Below are 18059 nucleotides of genomic sequence, written 5' to 3' on the forward strand. Positions count from 1 at the left end.
TTTTATTGTTTATTAGTTGTTTAATTGCATTTTGTGCAAAATAGCTTTTTTTCAAGGGATGTTTTTTAAAAAAACATGAAACACTAAATTTGGATACTTTTGATTTATGCTTTTTTAATAATATATCACGATTAATTACAATGTGATTTATAAATTAATTATGTTATAGTTTTTCTTTAAACCAATTAATTAATAATGTGTTTAGTTCTTCTTTTTTATTAGAAAACTTGTGGTCTGTTTTCATTTTTTTAAGTTTAAAATCGTAATTTATTTTAGTTAATGTATCAGCTATTAAATCTGCCTGATTTGGATTTACTTGCTTGTCTTGGGTACCACAAAGAATTAGTAAACTAGAGTTTTTATCTAATTTGTTAGCCCAATATGCAACAGAACGTTTTTTTAATTCTTCCTTTTTATTTTGTTTGTATTTCGGGATGAGTTTAACATATACCAAATTTTCCATTTCAGGTCTATCATTAATAAGCTTTTCTAAATTAGTTGGGCCATTACCAATTACAGCAGTTTTTATTTTATTACTATGTTTTAGAGATAGATAAGTCATCATTCCACCTCTTGACCAACCAAACATTCCAATACGACTAGAGTCTACTTTTTTTATTGTTTTAACGGTTTCTGTCAAATTTAAAACATCATTAATATCATTACCACCAAACTCATCATTTTCTCTATAACAACTTGCTATAACTATGTAACCTTCGTTAACCAATTTTGAAGCCGATTGTATTAAAGAGTGTAGTGTTTTACCTCTAGCTACTTTTCCAACTTCTTTATTTCCACCTCTATTAAAAATAATTACAGGAAATGTCCCTTCTTTTTTCGGTTCAGCAATTATTCCGTTAACTAATAAGGAATCACTTTTATAAATAATGGAATAAAAATTAATGTTATCTAAATATTTGTAGTTTTTGGATAAGGAATTGTTTTCAGAAACATTATTCCAAATAGGAGGTATCTCTGAAAGGTTTATTAGTTTTTTAGATACAATAGCTCCATTTTTCAGATTATGAGACTCTTTATAATCTTTAGGACTAATATTATAATCTAGAACTGTGTTGCTTAATAAATTAGAGTTTTGATAAGATTTATAATACTTAACTCCAAACTTGAAACCAATAAATAGAATTCCAATTAGTATTAAAATTCCGATAGATTTTGTGATTTTTTTAATTAACATCATAATATAGTTGGTTTATTTTAAGACGAATAATTTAGATTTTTGTTACAATTAGAGTGCTTATTATAAGATAGTATTTAAGTTATTTAACAAATAAAACTCGTAAGTATGCATAAAACTATTTTAGTTATCTCATTTACTAAGCCATTCCATTTTAACATTTATTATATTTGAGGACAACCAAAATTTATATAATATGTTTTTTAAAAAATCAATTCTAATTCCCTTAATTTTTTCTTTTTTTGTTATTTCTTTATCATCTTGTAGTTCAGATGATTCAGCCGATTCTGACACTTCTTCAGAAAACGGAACAGACCCAACTAATGGTGATTTAAATACTATCTGTGATGACACACAAACCACTTTTTTTATAGAAGAAAATGGTGTTTTGGATATCGAATTTGAGAAGACCAATTTTGAAAATACCGATTGGAGTTTTCAACAAAGTATTGAAGATGCTTCTGGTGATGGGTATTTAGTATGGACAGGAGACACGTTTTTTGGTAATCCAGGAAATGGGCTTTTAACCTACAACATTAGAATATCAACACCAGGAACTTACAGATTTATTTGGCGATCATATATTACTATTGGTGAGCAAGGATCAGAACATAATGACAGTTGGTTACGCATACCAGATGCGGATCACTTTTATGGCATGAAAAACGATGGACATATTGTTTATCCAAAGGAAACAACTCTGGATCCTATTCCTGAAAGTGAAGGTCAAACCACAACAGTACCAAACGGATCAGGTAGCGATGGATGGTTTAAAGCTTATATGAATACTCAAAACGCTTGGAAATGGAATACAAAAACAAGCGATAATGATGCACACAATATTTATGTAGTGTTTGATACGCCTGGAGATTATACCATTGAGGTTTCGGGACGATCTACAGGTCACGCTATTGACAGATTTGTATTATTTACAGAAGCTAATTTAGAATCTGATATTACAGATGAGAATGCTATAAATAGTAACTTTATTTGCGAATAAATTAAACCTATAAAGCAAAAAAACTAAAGGTGCTAAATTAATTTTTAGCACCTTTTTTTATTGACTACATTTTATATTACCGTTGCCTTGTCTGTTAGGGTTATTTTGTAATCAAGTTTAGGCTCTGCAGTAATTTGATATTGTGTTTCAACTAGTATAGAGTCTTCTAGGTGTTCTGGGATATTATGTATAAAAATTGGTGTTGTCAAACCGCTATCATTAATATCTATTGTTATATTTTTATATACTTGTATCTCTGTAATAATAGCCAATTGATTAAACCCTTTTAAGGTATCACTATTAATAACCGTTTTTACTTTTGAAAATGTTTTTGGTGTAATGGCTGGTGTTTTTGATTGCTTTTCAGGAAATAGGGATGCTTTACTAATGTCTAATACTTTTTCTACTTTATTATAATCTTTTGCTTTAAGTGCTTCCGTTGCAATTCCTGCTTTTTTAAGACCTAGATATAGCTGTATTTTTTCTGGTATAAAAATGGTATCCAACTTAGCTTGTTGCATTACATTTAAAAAAATAGGTACTTGTTGCTCTTTAGCCAATGCGTTTTGCATGGTTTCGCTAATAATAATATCAGGTTTATTTTTTGGATCTATTTTAAATGTAGTCGCATCATCATTTATTAGGTTTATGTCATAACCTTCTAATCCTAATTTAGAAATTACTTTTTGTAATATTTTAAATGTAAATGGATTGACCTCCAATAAAGTGTATTTAATGGCTTGTTTTGGATATCTAAAAATAATAGGCAATATAAGTGTCGCAAAAGGTCCTGTACCTGCATACAGGATATGTATTTGTTTTTTGTTAGCTTGTATTTGGTCTTCAATAGCTTTATTTATGCCTCTAATAAATTGTCGGGTTCTTAATAAATCATCAAGACAAAGTGCAGCCCAAAACGTACCCAGTGCTTTACCATTATCTAAAGCGATGTCTTTTTTACCTTCTTCAACCTCTAGATCTTGCTCACAAATGGTATTTAAGATAGCTTTATAGGCTTTAGTGGCCTTTGACAATTTTAGGTAGTCAAGTGTGTCCTCAAAATATTCTGAGGTCACTTTAATGATGTTTTTTTGAATGTCCATAGTTGGTTTAGTTTAGCTTAGTTGTAGATGGTTAGTTTTTTTATTCTCTCATATCTTCATCTATTGTTTCAATTAATTTCCATTTATTTTTTTCTTTCTTGTATGTTGCTCCAGTTAATTTACAACACCCTAAAGGGTGTATTTCAGTGATAGTCTTTTTGTCATAATCTATATTAGTAGGAAACAGGGAAAAAGGGTATTCTTCAATTTTAAAACTCCCATCCGTTTGTTGCATATAAAAATCATACCAAGAACCAGCATTACCTCCTTGATCATTCATAATGGCAAAATCATGTAAACCATCAATATTATAATCCCATATTATAAATTCTCCCAAGGCACCAATTTCATGAGAAGTGTTGTTTTTAAAATAGTTTGTCGCATTACAATTCACTTCATCATACATCATCCAATGATTAGGTTTATAATCAATTCTTTGAAAAGTAGTATTCTCGTCTGTTATACCTTGTATTTCGATTCGTACTTTTTTAACTCTATTAAAATCATCCTCTGAATAGGATAACCCTTGAATACTGAATAAAAATTTATCAGACACATTATCAATAATACAATCTTTATTTATTTTAAATTTAGTGATGGCTTCTGCTTTAGTCATGCCAAGTGTTTTTATATCAACACTCATTTCTAAAAAGTAGTCATACACATACCCTTTTTTACCTTTTTGTTTGAATCTATGTATGAAATATAAACCCATTGTCCATATGCAGTCCTGTTTTTTAATTTTAATGATAAAAAAATATTGGTTTGTTTGAGTACTTTTACTTCTTTACGATATTTTATATTATCAATTTTTCTCCCTTTTAAATCAGGAGTACTTCTAACATTTAATGAAGTATCAGAATTTACAGTAGCAAGATATAAATAATCATTTACTACAGTTGTTTTAGCTATTTGTAGTCTGTTATATGGTTTGTTACCCAAGGATGTATTACAAAAAATAAAATAAAACGTTAATAAGATATAAAATTTTAAGTTAACTGATAATTTGTACATAGTATTACTAATTTTTTGAAACTGTCTTGGTGTTTTATTACAACGGTAATAACTATTAAATTTTACACAGCTCCATTAATTTACACCAACTAATTTAACAAATAAAAACCGAATAGAAAATCTGCTAGGATTTTTGAAGGTAGGCTATAATTAGTAACACATTATATAGTACCTATGGCTATGTACTTAAACTGTTTGGTTGCTTATTAAGATAAGTTTATGCTGACTGCTATATAATACGCTATAAGCATGTTATAAGTATGGCATAAGCATGCTATAACCACGCTATAACCTATTTTGGAATATGAGTTATTTATCTGTTTTACAGGTAGTTAGATTGAGATTTGATATTATGGTAAAATAGACCATAATTATCCCTTGTTTTAGTGATTTTAAATGGTATTAGTTTTGTTATAGTTGTGCAACTATAAAGCCTGTAAATAGAAGACGTTTTGCAAAGTAATTTACAGTCTGTTAATCACCAAAGGGAATTGTAAAAAGTAAGCTTTAGGAGTTTGTAATACAGTATTAAAAGAGGCTATTGTTATTGCAAAATTAGGATAAATTAAGGATAAATATTACAGTAGTAGTTTAGCTAAACATTAGAGGGTTTAACTTTTTTTACTATAGTACTTTGTTTAGAATAGTTGTTATTGCGCCAACCTCTTTTTTCAATTCTTCTTACATTTTCAGAACTTTTAATCGACTTAAGAAATTCGGAAAGTATAGTTAATTCATTATCTTTTAAATTTCCTTCATAAGGTTGCACATAAATTGCGTTTCCAAAATTATCTCTTGTTTTTTCAGGTGAATCATCTACAATCAGAGATTTTTCTAAACGGAAACCTTGTTTTTTTACTTTTTTCAACCTTTTCTCGCTAACATATTTATCTAATTTATAGTCACGTTTTAAAGTACATTTACTTCTTGCCCAAACAAATTCAAAATCTATTTCCGTCGGTTTAATTACATTCACAATGTCATTCACATATTTGTCGTCAGCAGATGACCAAACAGCAAGTTTAAAGTGCCTGTTCATTTCTGTTAGAAATTTAATTAAATTTGGACGTTTATAAATAAAATATTCAGCATACTGAAAATCAGATTTGATATCTAGTTTCGTTTCAGTTGCGTGAATTAGAGTTTCATCTAAATCAAGAATTAATACTATTTGTTCGGTTTCTATCAAATTTTTGGTTGCGTTTATATATTACTTGTTGCGTGTTTTAAGTACTAAAGTTAGCAAATAAATCACAGATAGAAAATCCGCTAGGACTTTCGTAAATTGGCTAAAACCAAGCAATTTATTTTATATGGTGTTGCCAATAGTTTTTTCTATAGATTCATTTAGCCAATTGAGATACCATTGAGTAAAATCAGTTTTAGATTTTCCTTCGTGGTGATTCACAGGATATATTCCGCCATCATTAGCTCTATCATCAATCCATATATTTCCTCTTTCTTTTCCAGTAATTACTAGGTTTAAAAAGACGCCACAACCTTGATGACAAATTCGTAACATTCCATCACTCCATTTTGAATCCTCGTATTCCTTTTCCCATAGTTGATAATCATCATCTGGAAAGTCCTCTAAATTCCAAAATGTATCAAACCTAAACTCTCTCGACAATTTTATTATATCTGAATGTTCGGGATAGTGTGGAATATCTAAAATACCTGTCTCAATTTTCAGTAGACCATAATTTGGTCCACAACCTCCATTTCCAAATTTTAATATGAATTCACGATAAGAGTTTGGTAAAGTAATTTCGTGTTTATTTTCAAATTCAATAATTTTATTTTCAGAAATTTTAGAATTGAATTTATATTTATGGTCTTCAGATCCAAAAACAGAAAAAGTCTTATCTAAATTTCTTAATTCAGATATTTTTTTTCAATAATTTTCATTTGTTCAAAGGTTTTTCTCAAGTTACTGGCAAGGTGCTTGTATAAGATTAGTTGCGTGTTTTAAGTACTAAAGTTAGCAAATAAATCACAGATAGAAAATCCGCTAGGACTTTCGTGAATTGTCTAAAACCAGCAATTTATTTTATATGGTGTTGCCAGTAGTTTTTTATATTCCATTTATTAATTCTTCTTCATATTCTGTGTCAATTACCCATTTGTTTTTATCTATTGATAATTCAAAATAGTATAGAATTTTTCTTTTAGGTTTCTTGTTCTCAATTGATATATTTATTGTTAAACTATCTAATGATTTGGGGTTATCATTGAAAATTAGAAATGTTTTTTCTGAAATTAATCGTTTTTCAAGACTTATGTTTTTGTGTAAAGTACTATCTACTAACTGAAAAAGTTCGCCTTCATTTCCAGTATTTACCCATAAAATTTTGACACTGTTATTTTTTTCAAACAAACTAATTAATTCTGGATTTGACAAAACTGTTCCATATTTTTCATAGAATTTGTTCAATCCTTTTTTATTTAATTCATTTTCATATTCAAGTGCAGCAGTGCCACAACCAAATACTTTTGATCTATTTTGAACAAGTATGGTATCGGTTAATTCACTCACCTTAACATAATTGAAAAATGTATTGTAAGGTGAACCCTCATTACTTTGTATTAAAGAGATCTTCTTACCACAATCATTTGTTTCAGTATTTGGTTTCTTTTGTGAACAGGTAATTAATAGAATGAAAATTGATAGGAGTATTATGCTTTTCATATGTTTAAAATTTATTAATATACCACTCGCAAAACGTATCACAGCAGCCTCCCATTTGGCAATGAATATATAAAATTGGAATTAAGAATAATAAAAGAAAAGGAATATTTGTCAAGGCTGTTTTATATTGCTTTTGTCGTATTTTGTATATAAAGTCAATTATAAAACCAATGCCTAAAATAGAAAGTAGAAAAAACAGCATTATTGCTAATCCCAAACCAACATCTGTTTTGTGAAGTTTTTTACTGTTTTCTGCAAGAGAATAAAGGCTTAAAAGATAGAAGCAAAAAAGAGGGATAGCGACAATAAAGAATCTCTTTATAAATTTTTTTAGTACTTTCATTAACTCAGATATTCTTACTTTTTATCATTTATCAGACTTGATTAAAAATTCAACATATTTTACAAGGTTCTCTTTAATTACTGCCAACGTGTTTATATATGGTTTGTTGCGTGTTTTACGCACCTAATTTAGCAAATAAAAACCGAATAGAAAATCCGCGAGGATTTTCGTAAGTAGGCTAGAACTAGCAATAAATTATATATGGTGTTAGGCAACGTTTTTATTTTTCCATCATTAGTTTCAATTCCTCAATTGTTGGTTCTTTTCCATTCAATTTTCTGTGTAACATAGAATGACAATTCGGACAAACAGGAATTAAGTCTTTCTTATAATCTATTTTATAATTCTTTCCGATTTCGTTAATTGGAACTATATGATGAATGTGAATAAAATCTTCTCCAATTTCTCCATAAACTTTTTTAAAATTCAGATTACATACTTTACAGTTCAGTCCATGATAATTTACTGCATTTTCTCGTGCTTTTGAACTTCGTTCGTATTTATTTACGATTACTGTTTTTTTTGCTCCTTCGTATTCCGTTTCACTTTCTTTTAAAGTTTCTGGAAAAAAGTCAGTTTGATAATTATCTGTAAAATAAGTGTCAATGTACTTTTGTAGAATTTCGTTTTTAATTTTCATTGGACCTTGAGGTGCTGCTTTCAGTCCATTTTCTTTAAGATTCACAAGTTTCATTCTGCTATTTGAAATCTGCTCAATTAGCCTTAAAGTCATAAATTTTCCATCTAAAGATTTTAAATATTCTTCTTGGTCAATCCAATATTCTTTATCGTCTCTAATTTGTGAAGAGTCTAAATCAATTCTGTCAACTATACATTTGTATTGCAACATCATTAAAGGTCGAGTACAATAAATATAAACTATATCTCCAACTTCAAATTTAGTTTTTCCTTGTCTCCAATCTATTGAACCATAATGTTCAAATGAACTTGAATGGTCGTACATTTTGGAATTTGCTGAAATTATCCAATTCATTACTCTTTGAGATTTAATTTAGGCGGATTTTCGATTGCATTTTTAATTACTTGCGCAACAGTTTCTTTAGTTATTCCTTTAGAATTGCAATATGTACTTTTTAACCAATCTTCTAATAATTTTGCTCCTTTACTGGCATTACAAGAAGTACAACATAATGAAATGTTGTCAATTGAATTAATCCTTATATCATTTACTATATGTTCCCAAGTTGGTTTAGTTTTTCTCGATTTATGTTCAATTGAAAAATCCACACCACAATAAACACAAGCTAAATCTCTTTTGATTACATATTCTTCTGTTTCTTTGGGAATTCCCCATTTGTTTGCCATACGGATTTTTTAATGTTGCCTAACGTGTTTGTATATGGTTTGTTGCGTGGTTTAAGCACCTAATTTTGCAAATACAAACCGAATAGAAAATCCGCGAGGATTTTCGTAAGTAGGCTAGAACTAGCAATAAATTATATACGGTGTTACCACACGTTTTTATTACGTTTCTTTTTCTAAAATATATGTTTTCAGTCGAGAAATAAATCCACTTATTTTTCTACTTTCATTTGACCATTTTCCTTTGTACCTTTTATTATTTTTATCATAATCGTGCTGAAGTTCTCCACCTAAATCAGCTAAATATATGTCTAAGTCCATTTTCAATGATTGAAGCGTAGGAATCATTTCGGAATTTTCAGATTTCATTGTTTTTACAATATCTAAAAGTTGATTTCCAACTCTTTTTAATGAGTAAATACTTGGTTGTCTTAATAGACTCTCATCAAAAATTTCTTTTCTAATTATTTTAGATTTTTCTTCAAATTCTTTAATTGTCATTTATAAGTTAGTTTTAATTAAAAGTCCAATTATGATTATTGGTGGTAATATTATTAAAGTGTGATAAATTAAACTTGTTTTAATGTAATAATCAGCTTTTATTTTATAAACATCTATTTTGCTTAATTCGTGATAATCTGCTTTTGATGCTTTGAACATATTATGGTCAATTGGCTCGTGATTTTCGTGTCTTTCCAAAATTCGTTCATATTTGTCAGATACTTTTTCTGCAAATTCTTTCTTTTCACTCAATTTTGGTTTTTCTTTCAGAGTTTTAAAAATCCTTAAATCATTATACAGTTTTGATAATTCAAGCCCGCAAGTATGAAATTGTTTTGCTTTTGTACTGAAGTCTTTTGCGTTCTCTATTTGTCCAAACACTAATAATAATATAGAAAGACAAGTAATTGAATATGCAATTAAGTTTTCGTCAATCGTTTCAGTTGAATATATATTATAAACTGATAAAAGTCCGACAGCTATTAAATAGACAGATAACATACTTAAACATAAGTTTGATAAGTCTGCTACTTTCAAAAGTCTTTTACTTGCATTAAATCTACTGCCTTTAGTAGACCAAATTTTATAATTCAATTCCTCAAGAAATGTTTTGTCTAAATAATCTTTATATGATTTTTTTCTCCAATGTTCGTTTTTTACTCAAATGTGTGGTAACTGGTTATATAACAACTAATATAGTAGTTTTTGGGCTTATATTTCACGTTATAACAACTTTTGTTAACAGCTATCAAATAAGTGTCATTTTATTATAGCTGTTTATTTTTTAATTAAAAAGCTAAATTACAATAATGCATTTGCAAGTACAATACGTATGACTACGTATTTTTTATTTTAAAGTAGGCGTATTATTTTTTATATGGTTTTAGTAATTGTAGGTTTTAATGCCTGTAAATATAACTAAGCTTGCAAAGCAATATACAATCTATTAGTAGTCAAAGGTAAGTGTGAAAAGTAAGCTTTATAAGTTTGTAATACACTATTGAAAGAGGTTTTTGCAATAGTAAAATCAGGACTAAGTTATGATAATAATTACAGAAGTATTTTATTGAAAAATTAATGAGTTTATACTTGTTTTTTACCACAGTACTTTGTTGTAACACGTTTTTATAATTTTATATACGCTCCATCGAACGCATTTTTATTTTTGTCCGTTTTAGAATCATACAAGTACAAGTAAATTTTTGATAATCGATATTGCTCATTTAGGTCAATTCGAAATTCGACTAATTCATCTGGTCTTAATTCGCAAACTACTTTATATCTCATGGTTTTTACCACTCCTTTGTCAATGACTTGAAATAAATTTTTAGAGTAAATTGCTCCTAAATGGTTTTCAATAATCCAAGGTGTCCATGAATAAGGACTATTTGGATCAATTAATGAACGATGAGCAAGAGGTGTTATGTAATCCATTTTTTGAAATTCTTGAAGTCCGTTTTCGGTTTTTCCAAGAGTAAAAAAGTCAGATGTAATTTTATCCGCTCTTAATTTTAAGTTGGTATCAACATCATTTAATTCAATCGTTGGATACTTTTTTCCATCACAAGATATGAGTGTAAAGGTCAGAATTATAATGGTTAATAGATTTTTCATCAAATGTGTTACAACGTGTTTCTTTAGTTTGTAATAAATTATATTTAAATAGAAAAAGAGGAGAACTACAACGTGTTTTAGAATATTAGGTCCATGACACGTACCAGTCCTCTCTTTCTATAAAGTTGCAAAGAACCATTTGGAATACTAGAAGTATTATCTCCCGATAAAGGAAGTAGTTAAAGCAACATATTTATTAACTGTAATTGTAAAAATATGAAAAATTATGAAGAAGTTGTAGGAATCGATGTATCCAAGACAACATTAGATGCTTATTGTTACCAAAGTGAATTACACAAAGTGTTTGTAAATGATTTAACAGGCTATAAAAGTCTTATAAAATGGGTTTTAAAGCAAGCCAAAGGAAGGTCTTTATTTTATTGTTTTGAGAATACTGGTTATTACTCGTTAAAACTGGCTCTTTATTTAAGTAATCAATCAATTGTTTATGTAGAAGAGAGTCCATTAAAAATCAAGCGCTCTTCAGGAATAGTTAAAGAAAAGACGGATAAATTAGATGCTCAGCTAATCGCACGATACGCATGGCTATATAGAGAAGAGTTAGCGCCAAGCAGTGTCAAGAGTAATTCACAATTAGAATTAGGTAGATTGTTAGCCTTGCGCGACCAAATAGTTAGAAATAATGCAGGACTTAAGGGGACTTTAAAAGAAATGAAAATGCTTTTATCTAGCCCAACAACAGATTTAGGTTGTATTAGTTTAAAACGTAGTATAGACTATTTAACCAAGCAAGTAACTAGTGTTGAAGCACGAATAAAAGAAATTATATCAGAGAACGAATCGATGAATACAAACTATAAATTATTAAGTAGTTTAAAAGGAATAGGTTTGGTAGTGGCATGTCAATTAATATATCACACCGGTAATTTTACCCGTTTTGATAATTGGCGAGCATTTTCAAGTTATTGCGGTACCGCACCCTATGAACATCGCTCAGGGACAAGCATCCATAGACGAAAACAATGTCATTATTTAGGAGATAGAAAAATGAAAAGTCTATTGAGTATGGCAGCAGTATCAGCTATACAACACGATAGTGAGTTGCGTTTATATTACAAACGAAAATTAGCTGAGGGTAAAAAAACGATGATTGCAGTCAACAATGTTCGAAATAAATTAATAGCAAGAGCTTTTGCTGTGGTAAAGAGAGGAACACCTTATGTGGTTCTTGATCAATATGCAGCTTAAAAAAATGTTTTTTTTATTAGGATTTGATCTTGGAATACGTATATGGTTTGTTGCGTGGTTAGGTAACTAAGTTAATAAACTTTAACGAACCCGTGAAAATTCCGCAGGAATTTTCGTAAGTAGGCTAGAAGCTAGCAATTAATTATACACGTTGTTGTGCACTGTGATTTAAAATAAGTTAAATGATAAAAAATACCTATAACCTCCTTGATTTAATAAAATCCAAGCAATTAATTTATTCGATTTTTCATCAAACCATAGCGTTCCTTTTGGGCTTTCAGGTTTATCCTTTTCAAAGTATACAAATACATTCGGTTCTATAGTAGATAATTCTTTTTCAAAGGATTCATAGATTTCATGTTCTTTGTAAAATCGGATTGGTTTTGCATCCAGGTTTTCAATTCCTAAACTGTCAATTGGTTTTCTAAAGGCGTAAAATAAAGTGTCGAACTTTTGTATTCGCTTTTCTTTCCGAGTTTCTAAAGTGTCTTTCAAAACATATTCGAATTCAATGTATTTATCAAAGAGTATTGCTTTAGAAATTTCAGATTTTTCTTTTCCGTTTACATATTGAGCTAACTGGGTTAGTATTTGATATTTTTCTTTTTCCTTTTCAGTCCAATTCTCAATCTTTTGGTTTTGACTAAAACTAAAAAAAGAAGTCAGTGTAAAAATTCCAATTATTATATTTTTCATAAAGTTTGTCTTCATTGTGCCCAACGTGTTTCTTTAGTTTGTAATAAATTATATTTAGATAGAAAAAGAGGAGAATTATAACGTGTTTTAGAATATTAGGTCCATGACACGTACCAGTCCTCTCTTTCTATAAAGTTGCAAAGAACCATTTGGAATACTAGAAGTATTATCTCCCGATAAAGAAAGTAGTTAAAGCAACATAATTATAAACTGTAATTGTAAAAATATGAAAAATTATGAAGAAGTTGTATTCAAGTAAACATTAGATGCCAATTGTTACCAAAGTGAAGTATACAAAGTGTTTGTAAATGATTTAGTAAGATATATAATTTTTATAAGTGGGTTTTAAAGCAACCAATCTATTGTTTATGTATGATTTGGTTGCGTGTACAACGTCTAGATTATGGTTAGTACATGAATTGAGTTAAAAGTGGTGAACTTTTGATTAAACACCATACTACACTATCATCTTTGTTAGGATGCTTTTTTGTCTAAACAACAAGACAAGTAGCTCTATTTGGCTTAAATAGTATATAAATATGAATAAAGCCTTAGCCTTCTTAATAGGATAAACTTTTAAGCCATAGAACCATTAAAATTATATTGTATGAAGCAATTTGTAAATCAATAATTTTTACGATACAAAAGATAAAAAACAGGCTATTTTTTATCTTTCCACATATTTAAAACTTCTATTTTGCTGTCTTCATTATCTATAAGTTCTTTAACAATCTCTTGACGCAATTTTTCTGGCATAGATGTAAAAGGAAAAGGGATATAAGCAAAATAGGCTGAAGGTATTATTTTAGTTTTAGGAGTTATAAATTCCTGTAAACTAGGGTCGTTTTTTAATTTTTCTCCTACTTTTTCAAACAATATTTCACAAAGAGAAGATTCAAGTACTTCAAAGAAAGCATCCTCATCGTCATCACAATAATTTTCTAATTCTTCTTCTGTAGGGCTCCAATCTTTTGTGTCAATTTCATCAATAAGACTGCAATAGTCATCAAAATCGTCAATATTATATGCCAAACCTTCCCAGTCACCACTTTGCGCGTTATTATCCAATCCAATTTGAAAACCATCTTGGACAAAATCATTGCAACGCATAGTTAGATAAGCGTATGGTTTTTGCGTATTTGTTGCTGTTTTTGACACATATACAGGATACTGTTTAATGGCTTGTTTGAATATTTTAAAGATAGCATCTTCCATAAATTCAAACCATTTTTTTTCTGTGTCAGAATTAGGCTGATCTGCAACAGCTAATAATAGGGTTTTGACTTTTTCGTAGTCCATGTCAAACATTTTACAGCCTTCTTTTAGAAATTCGCCTTCAGGCTCTTTTTGTTGAAGTATAAGAGGTATTGCTCCTGTTTTAAGTAATTTTAGCTTTTCTAACCCTTCAGGTAATTCTTCAAGATCATTACATTCTAATATTTCTAGAATTGAATGTTTTAAAAAGATTTCGTCAAAATTTACTGTATCCATTTTATGTTATTTAAGTTTATATATCAAGAACTAGCGAAGTAAGTTGTTAGAAATAAATATGTTGAAATTTGTTTTTGTAACTATTTTTTACAAAAATAAATCCATTACATTTTATATAATACCCTGAATCCCGTGAAAAAATGCTGGTTTTTTATAAATACTCTTAATGATAACAATCGCACTTTATTTAAGTGTATAATCCTGAAATATGGGTTTTGGTTAAAATTGAATTTATGCTGTTAATTTGAATACCTCAAATTTGGGTTTGTAATTGTTTAGTTAGGAAAAATATTGATTTGCGGTATCTTTTAATTTTTGGAATGCCGAATGTGATTGTACCCAAGATTCTTCAAGTAGTTCTTCTATTTCATATTCAATATCTACACTGTATTTTCCGTGTTCTTTGATAATAAGTAGTAATAGGTTCTCCCATTCGGTGTTTTTAATTGCAATTTTGTTAGATAAAATTTCAATTATTTCACTAAACCAATTGTATTCGTCCCAACTCTGACTTAGCCAACCTTCATCATCTTCAATAGTCATTCCTTCTTCGTATTCTTCTTCATATACTGCTTTAGCAACTTCTTCAAAGGTTAAGGACATGTTAATGATGTGTTTTATTAATGCTCCCCATTCTTTTGAAGGAATAAATTTTTCGTTATCTAAATACATATAACATACTTCTTTAACTGTTTTTGGCAAATCATTTATTCTGTTTTCTACATTTAGTTGGTTTAAGGCTTTTTTATAATATGTTACAGGATTTACTTTACTATTGTTTCTAGTTTCAATTTTTAAAAACTCTTCTAAATCTCTTTTGGTTTTAGAGCTTATGTTTATTTCTAATTCGTTAATAAATGAAAGCATTACTTGTAATCCTTCGATTTGATTTCTACTATCTTTTCTACTTTCAGTATCAAAACTATCATCAGTCATAGTTTTTAATTCGTCCATTCCTAATTTTAAACCATACTCTATACAATTTCCTTTAATTTTTTTGTTTGATTCTGAGTCATACCATTGCATGTTTGCATTAATATTAGCTCCATAGTCAATAAGCAACTTCAAGACTTCTAGTTTTACTTCTGTACTTGAACAGTTATTTTGTAATGCAAAAAGGATTGCTGGTCCTTTATAATAATGATTTGAAGCGGATTCTAGATTAGGGTTAGCCTTACTCTCTAATAAGTATTTAACAGCTTTTACTTCTCCTTCGTTTACCTTATTTGATAAAATTAATATGTCTTTATCTTGGACATTATTAAAATTAATTCCTGTTAAAGACTCTTCTATTTCTTGTTTAGACAGGTTGTTGACATCTAACTGTGTTAAGGCGTAACTTATATCATAGAATGATTTTTCATGATTATGTTTCATTTATAAATTTTAAGATTTTTTTAATGATTAAGACGCACAAAATTAAAGACTTGTGCAATGGTTACTTTTGTTGGGTCACTATTTACTAGTATACTTTCACATTTTAATTATTATAAATGTATTCTATTTCGAAAATAATATGTTCTTGACCATCAATAATTGTGTATTTATTTACCAAATTATTGTCATTTAATTGATAGGTGGCTTTATATTGATATATATCTTTATCTGTTTCTTTATTGGCATTAGAATAATATTTCTTGTATGTTTTTTCGTCCTTTTTTTCTATTTTAAATTTTCTATACTGTAATAGTTCTCCATTATCATATGATGTGTAGGTGTGTATATAAGGGAAAGTGTTTTGATCTGTAAAACAGTTTTTAGTCCATACAATATCATTTATATAACGTATTTCACAATTTTTTTCGTTTATGGTTTTGGATAATGCATTTTGAGAAGAGTACGCCTCGTCAATCATAATAACATAATTTTCAATATTTATTTTCTCATTTTTTAAAGAATAAACATTAGTTTCATTTGCATCACCAATATTTTGGAATGAAATCATTTTGTCATCATTATAAGTGAATGTGGTTATTCTACCTTCATCATTAATTTCCTTTTTTAATATGTTATTCTCATATTGATACTTTATTGTTCTAGACATTTTGCCATCTCTATCAAATAGAATTAATTTATCTATTAGTCCCTGTTTATTCATTAAAATGCTACGTTTTAGGCGTTTTTCTTTACCCTCTTCGGTTATAAATAGATTCATTTGTTTTAAATCTACAGGAGGTGTATTAAATAAATTAGCATCTTGATTTAAACGATTATTAAGAAAAGCTTTATATGAATTGTTCAAATAAGCATTCATTATTTGCTTTGATTTTTTTGTGAATTTATTGTTGTTTTTTAAATCATTTAGTGCTTTTTTATATTTTTCATTATTAGCAACATAAGAAGATTGTTTGTTTAAGCCCATTTGTTTCGCTACAAATTCGGTACTTTTTTTATATTATTTTGTGTTTTTACATCTGCTTCTATATTTCCCTGCCAATAAACTATCCCTTTAAAGCTATTATCTATGTTTGATAAGTCTAATTTTTGTCCATTTTCAAAAAGTATTAAAGTATGCTGGTATTGTTTTATAATTTCAAATGAATTCTCTTCAAAGTTATTTAAAAGTTCTTTTTCCTCGTCATCTACAGGTCCACCAATTACACTGACACTATCATCATCGTAATCTTTTTCTATATCCATTAAAATGACATAAGCTTTGCCTGAAGTTATATATAAAGTATCTATTTTAAATTTTGTATTCTCTTTAAAGTCAATAGTATCAGTAGGATTGGTTATTAGTTTATCTTTTTTTATTGGATTGTCTTGAGCTATTCCATTTAAAGAGAGTAGCGTTAAACTTAACGCCGTAAATAATTTTTTCATATGTTGTAATTTAGTTTTTCTGTTGGTTAAAAATATGATAAATAACGAGTTTAAGCATTTGATTTAGATAACAAAATTTGAATAGAAAATACGTGCGGACTATGGTAAGTAGATTATTAAAAGCAATAAATTATACACCGTGTTGATGGATGTATTTTATTTTGTTACTAATAATTTTTTTGCTGCATTTAGTCCGCATTTTTGATATTTATGATAAGCTTTAGCTGCCCGAACTCTTATTTCTTCGTTTGTCTCATTGTTAATATATCCGCTTATGGCATCGTGAATTGTATATGCTTCAGGTGCCATAAGTCCAGTTGTCCATACTAAAGGATTCACTTTTGATTTTTCTAAGTGTGGTTTAAAATAGCTTTTGCTATAGCAAGCAAGAATTATTACATCTCTTTCTTTATTATCAATATTTACAAACTCTTCTTTAAGACTAAAATCCATAAGTCCATCGTGCCCTATATAAGCGACAAGTTTTGAGTTGCCTAATATTCCTATGGTTGTGTCATTTATTTTTAGAGTATCCTTAACGATTCCAGCACTACTTTTTAGAAAAGTTTCTGTCGCATCTTTAATTTTTTTCCATTATAAGCATCTGCTACAATAAAATAATCTTTGCTGTTATGCTTGAAAACTAGACGTTCTAATATAGTCGAATCAATTTTTGTTTTACTTACTAAAGTCCATTCAGCGCTTCGTTTAAAATAAGTCTTAATGCCATAAGCTGTTCCCCAATAAAGATTGTTCTTTGGGTTTTGTCCATTTCCTATAGCTTTTGGAACTGGAACGATACCTTGATATTTATTGTCACAAAGCGCAACTATGATATGAATTGTATTACTTTGAAAATCTAAGTTAGTATTTATAACTTTTGGAACTTCAGTAATTATTTCTGTATCAATTTCAACGTTATTATTTGCTTCTTTAGAAATCTGTCCTTTACAGGAAGATAAAATTATTAAAGTCAATATTAGAAATATGTTGTTTTTCATTTGTGTTATTATTACCAACAATCTTGATGTGTAGGATTAATTGGGTGGTTTAGCGAG

21 protein-coding genes and 1 pseudogene are annotated in these 18059 nt (G+C 28.6%); 2 read left to right on the plus strand and 20 right to left on the minus strand.

Translation table 11 applies throughout. From position 1 onward, the window contains the following. Window positions 1-163 precede the first annotated feature (163 nt). Complete coding sequence (locus AC0L4B_RS11465) at window positions 164-1198, minus strand: alpha/beta hydrolase family protein (RefSeq protein WP_473437024.1); 1035 nt, start codon at window positions 1196-1198, stop codon at window positions 164-166. Window positions 1199-1391: 193 nt separating this feature from the next. On the opposite strand from AC0L4B_RS11465, the gene AC0L4B_RS11470 reads away from it, so the two are divergent. After that, complete coding sequence (locus AC0L4B_RS11470) at window positions 1392-2195, plus strand: hypothetical protein (protein ID WP_473437025.1); 804 nt, start codon at window positions 1392-1394, stop codon at window positions 2193-2195. Window positions 2196-2266: 71 nt separating this feature from the next. On the opposite strand, the gene AC0L4B_RS11475 is transcribed toward AC0L4B_RS11470, so the two are convergent. The 12 genes and pseudogenes from AC0L4B_RS11475 to AC0L4B_RS11530 all read right to left on the minus strand — a co-directional run bounded on the left by AC0L4B_RS11475 (window position 2267) and on the right by AC0L4B_RS11530 (window position 10785). After that, complete coding sequence (locus AC0L4B_RS11475) at window positions 2267-3298, minus strand: SAM-dependent methyltransferase (protein WP_473437026.1); 1032 nt, start codon at window positions 3296-3298, stop codon at window positions 2267-2269. 40 nt (window positions 3299-3338) lie between these two features. Further along, on the minus strand, window positions 3339-4013 hold the full coding sequence (locus AC0L4B_RS11480; protein WP_473437027.1) for an XAC2610-related protein: 675 nt from the start codon (window positions 4011-4013) through the stop codon (window positions 3339-3341). After that, window positions 3944-4240: an SH3 domain-containing protein gene (locus AC0L4B_RS11485; protein ID WP_473437028.1), complete on the minus strand. Its 297-nt coding sequence runs from the start codon at window positions 4238-4240 to the stop codon at window positions 3944-3946. Before AC0L4B_RS11485 ends, AC0L4B_RS11480 begins: the two co-directional genes overlap by 70 nt. Before the next feature lie 667 nt (window positions 4241-4907). Then, the gene (locus tag AC0L4B_RS11490) at window positions 4908-5501 is read right to left on the minus strand and encodes an NIF family HAD-type phosphatase (RefSeq protein WP_473437029.1); all 594 of its coding nucleotides are present in this window, start codon (window positions 5499-5501) and stop codon (window positions 4908-4910) included. Window positions 5502-5621: 120 nt separating this feature from the next. Continuing rightward, window positions 5622-6200 (minus strand): SMI1/KNR4 family protein, encoded by a 579-nt coding sequence (locus AC0L4B_RS11495; RefSeq protein ID WP_473439437.1) that lies wholly within the window; start codon window positions 6198-6200, stop codon window positions 5622-5624. A gap of 186 nt (window positions 6201-6386) precedes the next feature. Then, a complete protein-coding gene (locus AC0L4B_RS11500) occupies window positions 6387-7001 on the minus strand; it encodes a hypothetical protein (RefSeq protein ID WP_473437030.1) in 615 nt (204 codons plus the stop codon). A gap of 4 nt (window positions 7002-7005) precedes the next feature. After that, entirely contained in the window at window positions 7006-7344 is a 339-nt protein-coding gene (locus tag AC0L4B_RS11505) for a hypothetical protein (RefSeq protein ID WP_473437031.1), read from the minus strand. Window positions 7345-7564: 220 nt separating this feature from the next. Next, the gene (locus AC0L4B_RS11510) at window positions 7565-8338 is read right to left on the minus strand and encodes an HNH endonuclease (protein ID WP_473437032.1); all 774 of its coding nucleotides are present in this window, start codon (window positions 8336-8338) and stop codon (window positions 7565-7567) included. Continuing rightward, window positions 8338-8670, minus strand: coding sequence for an HNH endonuclease (locus AC0L4B_RS11515; RefSeq protein WP_473437033.1), 333 nt, complete (start codon window positions 8668-8670; stop codon window positions 8338-8340). Before AC0L4B_RS11515 ends, AC0L4B_RS11510 begins: the two co-directional genes overlap by 1 nt. 159 nt (window positions 8671-8829) lie before the next feature. Continuing rightward, a complete protein-coding gene (locus AC0L4B_RS11520) occupies window positions 8830-9168 on the minus strand; it encodes a hypothetical protein (RefSeq protein WP_473437034.1) in 339 nt (112 codons plus the stop codon). Continuing rightward, window positions 9169-9771: pseudogene (locus AC0L4B_RS11525) on the minus strand (SLATT domain-containing protein); the annotation flags it as partial. Between the two features lie 522 nt (window positions 9772-10293). Next, window positions 10294-10785 (minus strand): hypothetical protein, encoded by a 492-nt coding sequence (locus AC0L4B_RS11530; protein WP_473437035.1) that lies wholly within the window; start codon window positions 10783-10785, stop codon window positions 10294-10296. A 213-nt stretch (window positions 10786-10998) separates the two neighbouring features. On the opposite strand from AC0L4B_RS11530, the gene AC0L4B_RS11535 reads away from it, so the two are divergent. Next, window positions 10999-11991 (plus strand): IS110 family RNA-guided transposase, encoded by a 993-nt coding sequence (locus AC0L4B_RS11535; protein WP_473437036.1) that lies wholly within the window; start codon window positions 10999-11001, stop codon window positions 11989-11991. A 168-nt stretch (window positions 11992-12159) separates the two neighbouring features. Here AC0L4B_RS11535 and AC0L4B_RS11540 read toward each other — a convergent pair whose 3' ends face one another. The 7 genes from AC0L4B_RS11540 to AC0L4B_RS11570 all read right to left on the minus strand — a co-directional run bounded on the left by AC0L4B_RS11540 (window position 12160) and on the right by AC0L4B_RS11570 (window position 18002). Next, on the minus strand, window positions 12160-12687 hold the full coding sequence (locus AC0L4B_RS11540) for a hypothetical protein (RefSeq protein WP_473437037.1): 528 nt from the start codon (window positions 12685-12687) through the stop codon (window positions 12160-12162). Between the two features lie 660 nt (window positions 12688-13347). After that, window positions 13348-14178: a hypothetical protein gene (locus AC0L4B_RS11545; protein WP_473437038.1), complete on the minus strand. Its 831-nt coding sequence runs from the start codon at window positions 14176-14178 to the stop codon at window positions 13348-13350. Between the two features lie 279 nt (window positions 14179-14457). Next, window positions 14458-15555, minus strand: a complete 1098-nt coding sequence (locus AC0L4B_RS11550) for a hypothetical protein (RefSeq protein ID WP_473437039.1) — start codon at window positions 15553-15555, stop codon at window positions 14458-14460. A 103-nt stretch (window positions 15556-15658) separates the two neighbouring features. After that, window positions 15659-16540, minus strand: coding sequence for a hypothetical protein (locus AC0L4B_RS11555; protein WP_473437040.1), 882 nt, complete (start codon window positions 16538-16540; stop codon window positions 15659-15661). Window positions 16541-16548: 8 nt separating this feature from the next. Next, entirely contained in the window at window positions 16549-17001 is a 453-nt protein-coding gene (locus tag AC0L4B_RS11560) for a hypothetical protein (protein ID WP_473437041.1), read from the minus strand. A gap of 156 nt (window positions 17002-17157) precedes the next feature. Continuing rightward, window positions 17158-17454: a hypothetical protein gene (locus tag AC0L4B_RS11565; protein WP_473437042.1), complete on the minus strand. Its 297-nt coding sequence runs from the start codon at window positions 17452-17454 to the stop codon at window positions 17158-17160. Window positions 17455-17558: 104 nt separating this feature from the next. Further along, window positions 17559-18002, minus strand: coding sequence for a hypothetical protein (locus tag AC0L4B_RS11570; RefSeq protein ID WP_473437043.1), 444 nt, complete (start codon window positions 18000-18002; stop codon window positions 17559-17561). Window positions 18003-18059 lie beyond the last annotated feature (57 nt).

The organism is Olleya sp. NP1-10, from assembly GCF_055804415.1.

What these genes read in the sequence shown, in the direction of transcription:
- AC0L4B_RS11465 (WP_473437024.1), bottom strand. Translation starts at nt 1,198, where the DNA reads ATGATGTTAATTAAAAAAATCACAAAATCTATCGGAATTTTAATACTA.
- AC0L4B_RS11470 (WP_473437025.1), top strand. Translation starts at nt 1,392, where the DNA reads ATGTTTTTTAAAAAATCAATTCTAATTCCCTTAATTTTTTCTTTTTTT.
- AC0L4B_RS11475 (WP_473437026.1), bottom strand. Translation starts at nt 3,298, where the DNA reads ATGGACATTCAAAAAAACATCATTAAAGTGACCTCAGAATATTTTGAG.
- AC0L4B_RS11480 (WP_473437027.1), bottom strand. Translation starts at nt 4,013, where the DNA reads ATGGGTTTATATTTCATACATAGATTCAAACAAAAAGGTAAAAAAGGG.
- AC0L4B_RS11500 (WP_473437030.1), bottom strand. Translation starts at nt 7,001, where the DNA reads ATGAAAAGCATAATACTCCTATCAATTTTCATTCTATTAATTACCTGT.
- AC0L4B_RS11505 (WP_473437031.1), bottom strand. Translation starts at nt 7,344, where the DNA reads ATGAAAGTACTAAAAAAATTTATAAAGAGATTCTTTATTGTCGCTATC.
- AC0L4B_RS11510 (WP_473437032.1), bottom strand. Translation starts at nt 8,338, where the DNA reads ATGAATTGGATAATTTCAGCAAATTCCAAAATGTACGACCATTCAAGT.
- AC0L4B_RS11515 (WP_473437033.1), bottom strand. Translation starts at nt 8,670, where the DNA reads ATGGCAAACAAATGGGGAATTCCCAAAGAAACAGAAGAATATGTAATC.
- AC0L4B_RS11520 (WP_473437034.1), bottom strand. Translation starts at nt 9,168, where the DNA reads ATGACAATTAAAGAATTTGAAGAAAAATCTAAAATAATTAGAAAAGAA.
- AC0L4B_RS11535 (WP_473437036.1), top strand. Translation starts at nt 10,999, where the DNA reads ATGAAAAATTATGAAGAAGTTGTAGGAATCGATGTATCCAAGACAACA.
- AC0L4B_RS11540 (WP_473437037.1), bottom strand. Translation starts at nt 12,687, where the DNA reads ATGAAAAATATAATAATTGGAATTTTTACACTGACTTCTTTTTTTAGT.
- AC0L4B_RS11545 (WP_473437038.1), bottom strand. Translation starts at nt 14,178, where the DNA reads ATGGATACAGTAAATTTTGACGAAATCTTTTTAAAACATTCAATTCTA.
- AC0L4B_RS11550 (WP_473437039.1), bottom strand. Translation starts at nt 15,555, where the DNA reads ATGAAACATAATCATGAAAAATCATTCTATGATATAAGTTACGCCTTA.
- AC0L4B_RS11555 (WP_473437040.1), bottom strand. Translation starts at nt 16,540, where the DNA reads ATGGGCTTAAACAAACAATCTTCTTATGTTGCTAATAATGAAAAATAT.
- AC0L4B_RS11560 (WP_473437041.1), bottom strand. Translation starts at nt 17,001, where the DNA reads ATGAAAAAATTATTTACGGCGTTAAGTTTAACGCTACTCTCTTTAAAT.
- AC0L4B_RS11565 (WP_473437042.1), bottom strand. Translation starts at nt 17,454, where the DNA reads ATGGATTTTAGTCTTAAAGAAGAGTTTGTAAATATTGATAATAAAGAA.
- AC0L4B_RS11570 (WP_473437043.1), bottom strand. Translation starts at nt 18,002, where the DNA reads ATGAAAAACAACATATTTCTAATATTGACTTTAATAATTTTATCTTCC.